Source organism: Paraburkholderia sediminicola, assembly GCF_046027355.1.
GTDB lineage: Bacteria > Pseudomonadota > Gammaproteobacteria > Burkholderiales > Burkholderiaceae > Paraburkholderia > Paraburkholderia sediminicola_B.
On record NZ_JAQQEK010000013.1, the window covers coordinates 245,549 to 253,163 of the forward strand.

6 protein-coding genes and 2 tRNA genes are annotated in these 7,615 nt (G+C 60.4%); 6 read left to right on the top strand and 2 right to left on the bottom strand.

Translation table 11 applies throughout. The features are described 5' to 3' along the window. The first annotated feature begins 125 nt into the window (after window positions 1-125). From lon to PQR42_RS23385, 5 genes are all read left to right on the top strand, one after another. The gene (gene lon / locus PQR42_RS23365) at window positions 126-2,549 is read left to right on the top strand and encodes an endopeptidase La (protein WP_095419430.1); all 2,424 of its coding nucleotides are present in this window, start codon (window positions 126-128) and stop codon (window positions 2,547-2,549) included. Window positions 2,550-2,891: 342 nt separating this feature from the next. Further along, window positions 2,892-3,164, top strand: a complete 273-nt coding sequence (locus PQR42_RS23370; protein ID WP_012432917.1) for an HU family DNA-binding protein — start codon at window positions 2,892-2,894, stop codon at window positions 3,162-3,164. Window positions 3,165-3,249: 85 nt separating this feature from the next. Continuing rightward, window positions 3,250-3,325, top strand: a tRNA-Val gene (locus PQR42_RS23375). 38 nt (window positions 3,326-3,363) lie between these two features. Then, window positions 3,364-3,440 (top strand) — tRNA-Asp (locus tag PQR42_RS23380). Between the two features lie 86 nt (window positions 3,441-3,526). Beyond that, window positions 3,527-5,464 (top strand): SurA N-terminal domain-containing protein, encoded by a 1,938-nt coding sequence (locus PQR42_RS23385; RefSeq protein ID WP_408387428.1) that lies wholly within the window; start codon window positions 3,527-3,529, stop codon window positions 5,462-5,464. A gap of 94 nt (window positions 5,465-5,558) precedes the next feature. Here the strand turns inward: PQR42_RS23385 and PQR42_RS23390 are convergent, their stop codons facing one another. Then, window positions 5,559-5,900, bottom strand: a complete 342-nt coding sequence (locus PQR42_RS23390) for a hypothetical protein (RefSeq protein ID WP_132374693.1) — start codon at window positions 5,898-5,900, stop codon at window positions 5,559-5,561. Window positions 5,901-6,017: 117 nt separating this feature from the next. Beyond that, window positions 6,018-6,689, bottom strand: a complete 672-nt coding sequence (locus PQR42_RS23395) for an arylesterase (RefSeq protein ID WP_408387427.1) — start codon at window positions 6,687-6,689, stop codon at window positions 6,018-6,020. A 28-nt stretch (window positions 6,690-6,717) separates the two neighbouring features. Between PQR42_RS23395 and PQR42_RS23400 the strand changes: the two genes are divergently transcribed. Further along, window positions 6,718-7,404 (top strand): ABC transporter ATP-binding protein, encoded by a 687-nt coding sequence (locus tag PQR42_RS23400; protein ID WP_106307454.1) that lies wholly within the window; start codon window positions 6,718-6,720, stop codon window positions 7,402-7,404. Window positions 7,405-7,615 lie beyond the last annotated feature (211 nt).

Sequence of the window (7,615 nt, forward strand, 5' to 3'; positions counted from 1 at the left end):
GTTGTTTTCACTATGGAGTCACTGAACCTTCGGAGTCACTGAACTTTTCCCACACGCGGAGGCTTGCAATCTTTTCTGCTGGCCTCACCTATCGAACGAACTGATTCCACTCATGGGGAAATGAAATGTCAGGAACCCAACTCCTTCCGCCGGAACGCATTACGCTCCCGCTGCTCCCGCTGCGTGACGTAGTCGTCTTCCCGCACATGGTGATTCCGCTCTTCGTAGGCCGCCCGAAGTCGATCAAGGCTCTCGAAGCAGCGATGGAAGGCGGCAAGCACATCATGCTCGTCGCCCAGAAAACGGCTGCGAAAGATGAGCCGACCGAAAAGGACATGTACGAAGTAGGGTGTGTCGCCAACATCCTGCAAATGCTGAAGCTGCCCGATGGCACCGTGAAGGTGCTTGTCGAAGGCTTGCAGCGCGCGAAAACGCTTTCCATCGAAGAACAGGAAACGCAGTTCTCGTGCGAAGTCATGCCGCTCGAACCCGACCACGCCGACAGCGCTGAAACTGAAGCGCTGCGCCGCGCGATCGTGTCGCAGTTCGACCAGTATGTGAAGCTGAACAAGAAAATCCCGCCGGAGATCCTGACGTCGCTGTCAGGTATCGACGAAGCCGGGCGTCTGGCCGACACGATCGCGGCGCATCTGCCGCTCAAGCTCGACCAGAAGCAGCACATCCTCGAAATGTTCCCGGTCATCGAACGGCTCGAGCATCTGCTCGCGCAACTCGAAGCCGAGATCGACATCCTGCAGGTCGAAAAGCGCATCCGTGGGCGTGTGAAACGCCAGATGGAAAAGAGCCAGCGCGAGTACTACCTGAACGAACAGGTCAAGGCAATCCAGAAGGAACTCGGCGAAGGCGAAGAAGGTGCGGACCTCGAAGAACTCGAGAAGCGCATCACGGCTGCCCGCATGCCGAAGGAAGCCAAGAAGAAGGCCGACGCCGAGCTGAAAAAGCTCAAGCTGATGTCGCCGATGTCGGCTGAAGCGACGGTCGTGCGCAACTACATCGACACGCTGATCGGCTTGCCGTGGCGCAAGAAGAGCAAGGTCAACAACGACCTCTCGAATGCGGAACGCGTGCTCGACGAAGACCACTTCGGTCTCGAGAAAGTGAAGGAACGCATTCTCGAGTATCTCGCGGTCCAACAACGTGTCGACAAGGTCAAAGCGCCGATCCTGTGCCTCGTTGGGCCTCCGGGTGTCGGTAAGACGTCGCTGGGTCAGTCGATCGCTCGCGCCACGAACCGCAAGTTCGTGCGTATGGCGCTCGGCGGCGTGCGCGACGAAGCCGAGATTCGCGGTCACCGTCGTACGTATATCGGTTCGATGCCCGGCAAGATTCTGCAAAGCCTGACCAAGGTCGGCGTGCGCAATCCGCTCTTCCTGCTCGACGAAGTCGACAAGATGGGTCAGGATTTCCGCGGCGATCCGTCGTCGGCTCTGCTCGAAGTGCTCGATCCGGAACAGAACCATACGTTCGCCGATCACTACGTCGAAGTCGACTTCGATCTCTCGGACGTGATGTTCGTGGCGACGTCGAACTCGCTGAACATTCCGCCGCCGTTGCTCGACCGGATGGAAGTGATCCGTCTGTCGGGTTACACGGAAGACGAGAAGGTCAGCATCGCGCAACGTTATCTTTTGCCCAAGCAGAAGAAGAACAACGGCCTCAAGGATGGCGAGGTCGATGTGACGGAAACCGCGATCCGCGACATCATTCGTTACTACACGCGTGAAGCGGGCGTGCGTTCGCTCGAGCGTGAAATTTCGAAGATCTGCCGCAAGGTCGTGAAGATGCTTCTGCTGAAGAAGGCGGAAGGCGCGGTGAAGGTCGACGGCAGCAATCTCGATACGTTCCTCGGCGTGCGCAAGTACGACTTCGGTCTGGCCGCAAAGGAAAATCAGGTTGGCCAGGTCACGGGTCTCGCGTGGACGGAAGTGGGCGGCGATCTGCTGACCATTGAAGCCGCGGTGATGCCGGGCAAGGGCAATGTGATCCGCACGGGTTCGCTCGGCGACGTGATGAAGGAATCGGTCGAGGCAGCACGCTCGGTGGTTCGTTCGCGTTCGCGCCGTCTCGGTGTCAAGGACGAAGCGTTCGAGAAGCAGGATATTCACATTCACGTGCCGGAAGGCGCGACGCCGAAAGACGGTCCGTCCGCCGGTATCGCGATGACGACCGCGCTGGTGTCGGTGTTGACCGGAATTCCGGTGCGCGCCGATGTCGCGATGACGGGTGAAATCACGTTGCGTGGCGAAGTTCTGCCGATCGGCGGCCTGAAGGAAAAACTGCTGGCGGCGCATCGCGGCGGTATCAAGCTGGTGCTGATTCCGGAAGAAAACGTCAAGGACTTGACGGAGATTCCGGACAACGTGAAGAACGCAATCGAAATCGTGCCGGTCCGCTGGATCGACAAGGTGCTCGAACTGGCGCTCGAACGTGTGCCGGCGGCGTTGCCGGAAGAAGAGCCGAAGCCTGCTGCGCCGGTCGCAGCGGAGCCGGGCAAGGACGCCGCAGCAACGGAAGTCGTGAAGCACTAAGACAGTCAGCAACGAAGCTGTTTGCTTGAAGAAAACCCGCGGTCACGGCCGCGGGTTTTTTATTGCCCGCGCGACTTCCATCAAGCGTCTCGCGAGGCGCGTTTTCCCACCTATTGAGCAAAGCTGCAGTGCGCTTGCCGACTGGTTGTATGTGCATCGATTCGCGGCAACATTTTGTTATAGGAGGCCCCCTCGAAAACCACCCAAATCAGGCTCAACCCCGCTTGACACAAGGGTTTCGGCCAATTCTAATGATTGCGCCCGGCGTTGCCCGCCGGCCGCGTGATGCCAGGCGCTAAGAGAGCGCCGTCACGATTGCCATAAACATTCTCGGGGGTTGGAATGAACAAGACGGAATTGATCGATCACGTTGCGCAGCAAGCCGACATTTCGAAGGCAGCGGCAGGCCGTGCACTCGACGCTGTGATTGATGGTGTTAAAGGTACGTTGAAGAAGGGCGGTTCGGTGACGTTGGTCGGTTTCGGCACGTTCGCTGTCGGCAAGCGTACCGCGCGCACCGGGCGCAATCCGCGCACCGGCGCTGCCATCAAGATCAAGGCGGCCAAGGTCCCCAAATTTAGGCCTGGCAAAGCTCTGAAGGATGCGCTAAACTAACGGGCTTGCTGCTTGAGGGACGTCAATCGACGAAAATCAGGCGGCGGACAGAAGGAAGCAAGAAAGAAGCACTGAATCGTGAAACGGGTGCTTAGCTCAGTTGGTAGAGCGGCGCCCTTACAAGGCGTAGGTCGGGAGTTCGAGCCTCTCAGCACCCACCAGTTTCAGATTCGTTTAAGTGTTTCAGCGCAGTATATAAGGAGTGGTAGTTCAGTCGGTTAGAATACCGGCCTGTCACGCCGGGGGTCGCGGGTTCGAGTCCCGTCCACTCCGCCAGTATCCTCGAAAGGCGAACTCCGGTTCGCCTTTTTTATTGCCCGCTGTTGTAAGATCGGGCGTTCTGTTTTTGGCACTCCTCACGCATGCTCGATTTTTTCCGTAATCACAAACGCCTGATGATGTTCATGCTCATCCTCGTCATTGTGCCGGGGTTGGGTTTTGTGGGTATTCAGGGCTTTCGCGGCTTCTTTGACGAAAGTGCAAACGTCGCGAGCGTCAACGGTCACAAGATCACGCGCGCCGAATACGACAACGCGACGCGTCAGCAACTCGACCGCGCCCGTCAGATGCTCGGCGCGCAGTTCGACATGAAGTCGTTCGACACGCCGGAACGCCGCGCTCAGATGCTCGACGGTCTGATTGAGCAACGCGTGCTGGCCGATGAAACACAGCGCCTGCACCTGACCGCGTCTGACGACGCCGTGCGCCGTGTGCTGATGAGCGATCCGGTCATCTCGTCGCTGAAGAATCCTGACGGCACGATCGACGTCGACCGCTACAAGCAGTTGCTCGCCATGCAGGGCATGACGCCCGACCAGTACGACGAGCGCGTGCGTTACAGCATCGCCACGCAGCAGTTGCCGGCCAGCATTCAAGGCAGCGCGTTCACGTCGAAAACGCTCGCACAGCATCTGACCGAACTCGCGGAGCAACAGCGCGAGGTGCAGGGCATTGCGTTCCATCCGCGCGACTACGCCGCGAAGGTGCAGCCTACCGACGCGCAACTGCAAGCGTATTACGACGCGCATCGCAACGAATTCGCTACGCCCGCTACGGCCACGATCCAGTATCTCGTGATGTCGCCGGCCACGCTCGCGGCTTCCGCGCAGCCTACCGACGCCGATCTGAAGAAGTACTACGACGACAACATCGCGCACTACCGCACCGACGGCCAGGTGCGTGCGAGCCACATCCTGATCGCGGCGCCGAAAGACGCGAGCGCGGCCGACAAAGCCAAGGCCAAACAGAAGGCCGAAGAGTTGCTCACGCAGATCAAGGCGCATCCGGACCAGTTCGCGCAGATCGCGCAGCAGAATTCGCAGGACCCGGGTTCGGCGTCGAAGGGCGGCGATCTGGGTTACTTCGGCCGCGGCATGATCGCGGGCGGCCAGGCGTTCGACGACGCCGTGTTCGCGCTGAAGAAAGACGAAGTCAGCGGCATCGTGCAGACCGACTTCGGTTATCACATCGTCAAGGCGACGGACGTGAAGCCGGCGGTCACGAAGCCGTTCGACGAAGTGAAAGATCAGATCTCGAAAGACCTGAAGACGCAGTTGGCCAGCAAGGCATTCACCGACGATTCGGAAGGCTTCACGTCGATCGTCTATGAAAAGGCCAAGAGCCTGCAGCCGGCCGCCGACAAGTACAAGCTGCAAGTGCAGACCGCCACGGTCACGCCGCAGCCGGATCCGAAGCTCGCGCCTGACAGCCCGCTGAACAACGCGAAGTTCCTCGCCGCGGTGTTCGCTAGCGACGCCACCACGGCACGCAACAACACGCAGGCCATCGACGTCGGCGGCAACACGTTGATCGCGGCGCGCGTGACCGACTACAAGGCCGCGGCGGTGCCCGCGCTCGACGCCGTCAAGGACGCCGTGCGTCAGAAGGTGATCGCGGTTCAATCGGACGAAGCGGCTCACAAGGACGGCGTGGCCAAACTGGCCGAGTTCGACAAGTCGAAGGCGACCACGGGCTTCTCGTCGCCGTTGAAGGTGTCGCGCAACGACGCGCAAGGCGTGCCGCCGGCCGCATTGAGTGCAATCTACAAGGCGGACGCGCAAAAATTGCCGGCTTACGTCGGCGTGGATCTCGGCGACGACGGCTATGCGATCTATCGCGTGAACGCAGTGGTAGCGGGTAACACGGTCGATCCGCAACGTCTGGCTGCAGCGCAGCAACAGATCGCGCAAGTCGATGCGCAGTCCGAAGCAGAGGCCTACGTCGAAGCGCTGCGTGCACGGTCAAAGGTGAAGTTCTACGGTTCGCTCGACAGCAGCAATGCCCAGGCGAGCGGCGAGTAACACCGCGCAAACACAAAAAAGCCCCGCAATTGCGGGGCTTTTCATTTGACGAGTGCAAGCTCGTCAAACGATTTACTGCGGCACGTTGCAGGCGTTACAGGCAGCCGCTGATTGCACCCGTGGCGTCGCTGCCCGCAGCGCCATTCGCGCGGAAGCCGACCCACGTACCCTTGCCGGTGTACGACGGGCGTACGACAGCGGCGGCGCCATTAGGCGGCTGCTGACCCGGAACATAGACGTCCATGGCTTGATCGTTAGCCAACGTGTCTTGCGAGACCACTTGCTGCTGCGAACTGTCAGCCCACTTCTGCGCGATGCAGGTAGCGACAGCCTTCGGCGGTTGCTGGCTTTGACCAACGGATTGAACGCCAGCGGGTGGTTGAGCGGCGCAGGCAGAAATTGCCACGGTCAAAGCGATTAACGGTAAATATTTCACGTTATCTCCTCAAAAGTCGCTCAAAATCGAGCCGGTTACGCGGGATTACGAAAGTGTCAGAGAGAACTTACCGATCCGCGTTCCCGCAGTTCTGGAAACAAGTTGTTAGCAGACTTTTCAGTGCGGCGAACTTGTGCGAAGGAGTGGCTTGACTGCGGGCCACACGTTGTTGAGCAGCACTGGCTGTGCCTGCTGGGTCGGATGAATCTGATCGGCCTGGAACATGTCCGGTTTGTCGGCGATGCCGGCGAGCAGAAACGGCACGAGCGGCACACGCAGTTGCTTCGAAAGTTCGCCGTACAAGCCGTGGAACTTTTGCGTGTAGTCCGGGCCGTAATTAGGCGGCACATACATGCCCACCAGCACGACCTTCGCGTGACCTTGCTGAGCCTGCTCGATGATCGTGCGCAGGTTGTCTTCGGTGGTGGAGAGCGGCACGCCGCGCAACGCGTCGTTGGCGCCGAGTTCGACGATCACGATGCTCGGCTTCAGCCGTTGCATGAGCGCCGGCAAGCGGGCTCGTCCGCCGCTCGTGGTGTCGCCGCTGATGCTCGCATTGGCGACGCTATAATCGATTCGCTCGTCGGTGAGGCGCTGGCGCATCAAGGCAACCCAGCCCGTGTCGCGGGGCAGGCCGTATTCGGCGGAGATGCTGTCGCCGAGCACGACGATCACCGGCTTGGCCGGTTCGGGCGCGTTGGCGGCCCGGGCCGCGAGGCTCACTGAAAACAGGGTGGCGGCCACGGCAAAGCCGCATGCCGTTGTCAGCGCCGTGGCGCGAGACGTCATGGCACGCACTTTCAACCTACGCTTCACCATGCTAAACAAAACTGATCCAGTCATTGAAGTGCGGGGTTTGTGCAAGAAGGTTAAGGATGCAACGGGCGAACTGACGATTCTCGACGATATCGATCTTGCTATCGATGCCGGCAGCAGTGTGGCAATCGTCGGTGCATCCGGGTCGGGCAAGTCTACGCTGCTCGGCTTGCTCGCAGGATTGGACAGCGCGAGCTCAGGCTCGGTTCGGTTGCTCGGCCGCGAACTCGGTGAACTGAACGAAGACGAGCGCGCCGCATTGCGCAGCGGCTCCGTCGGCTTCGTGTTCCAGTCGTTTCAACTGATGCCTCATTTGACGGCGCTCGAGAACGTTACGTTGCCGCTGGAACTGCAAGGCGGCATTGGCACGCGCGAGGCCGCAACGCGCGCGCGCGGCTTGCTCGAGCAGGTGGGTCTCGGCAAGCGCACCAGTCACTATCCGAAGCTGCTCTCGGGTGGCGAGCAGCAACGCGTGGCGCTCGCGCGCGCGTTTGTCACACACCCGGCAATCCTCTTCGCCGACGAACCGACCGGCAGTCTCGACGCCGCCACCGGTCACGCTGTGATCGATCTGATGTTCGAGATGAACCGTGCGAACGGCGCTACGTTGATTCTCGTCACGCATGACATCGAACTGGCGCGCCGCTGCGATACGACGGTGACCATCGAGGCAGGACGTCTCGCCTGAGCGGACGTCGAGCGTCGCTAGAAAAGCAAAGCGGGCCACAAGGGCCCGCTTTCTCGTTCCGGCCCACCTTGCCAACAGGCATGTGCGCCAATCACGTCAGCGTAACTTCAGCGGCGCGACCCACCGCGCCGCTCGCGATTACTTCTTCAACGCCGCGCGCGCCCGCGCGATCAATGCGGACGTCGACGAATCGTGCTTCTTCTCATCGACA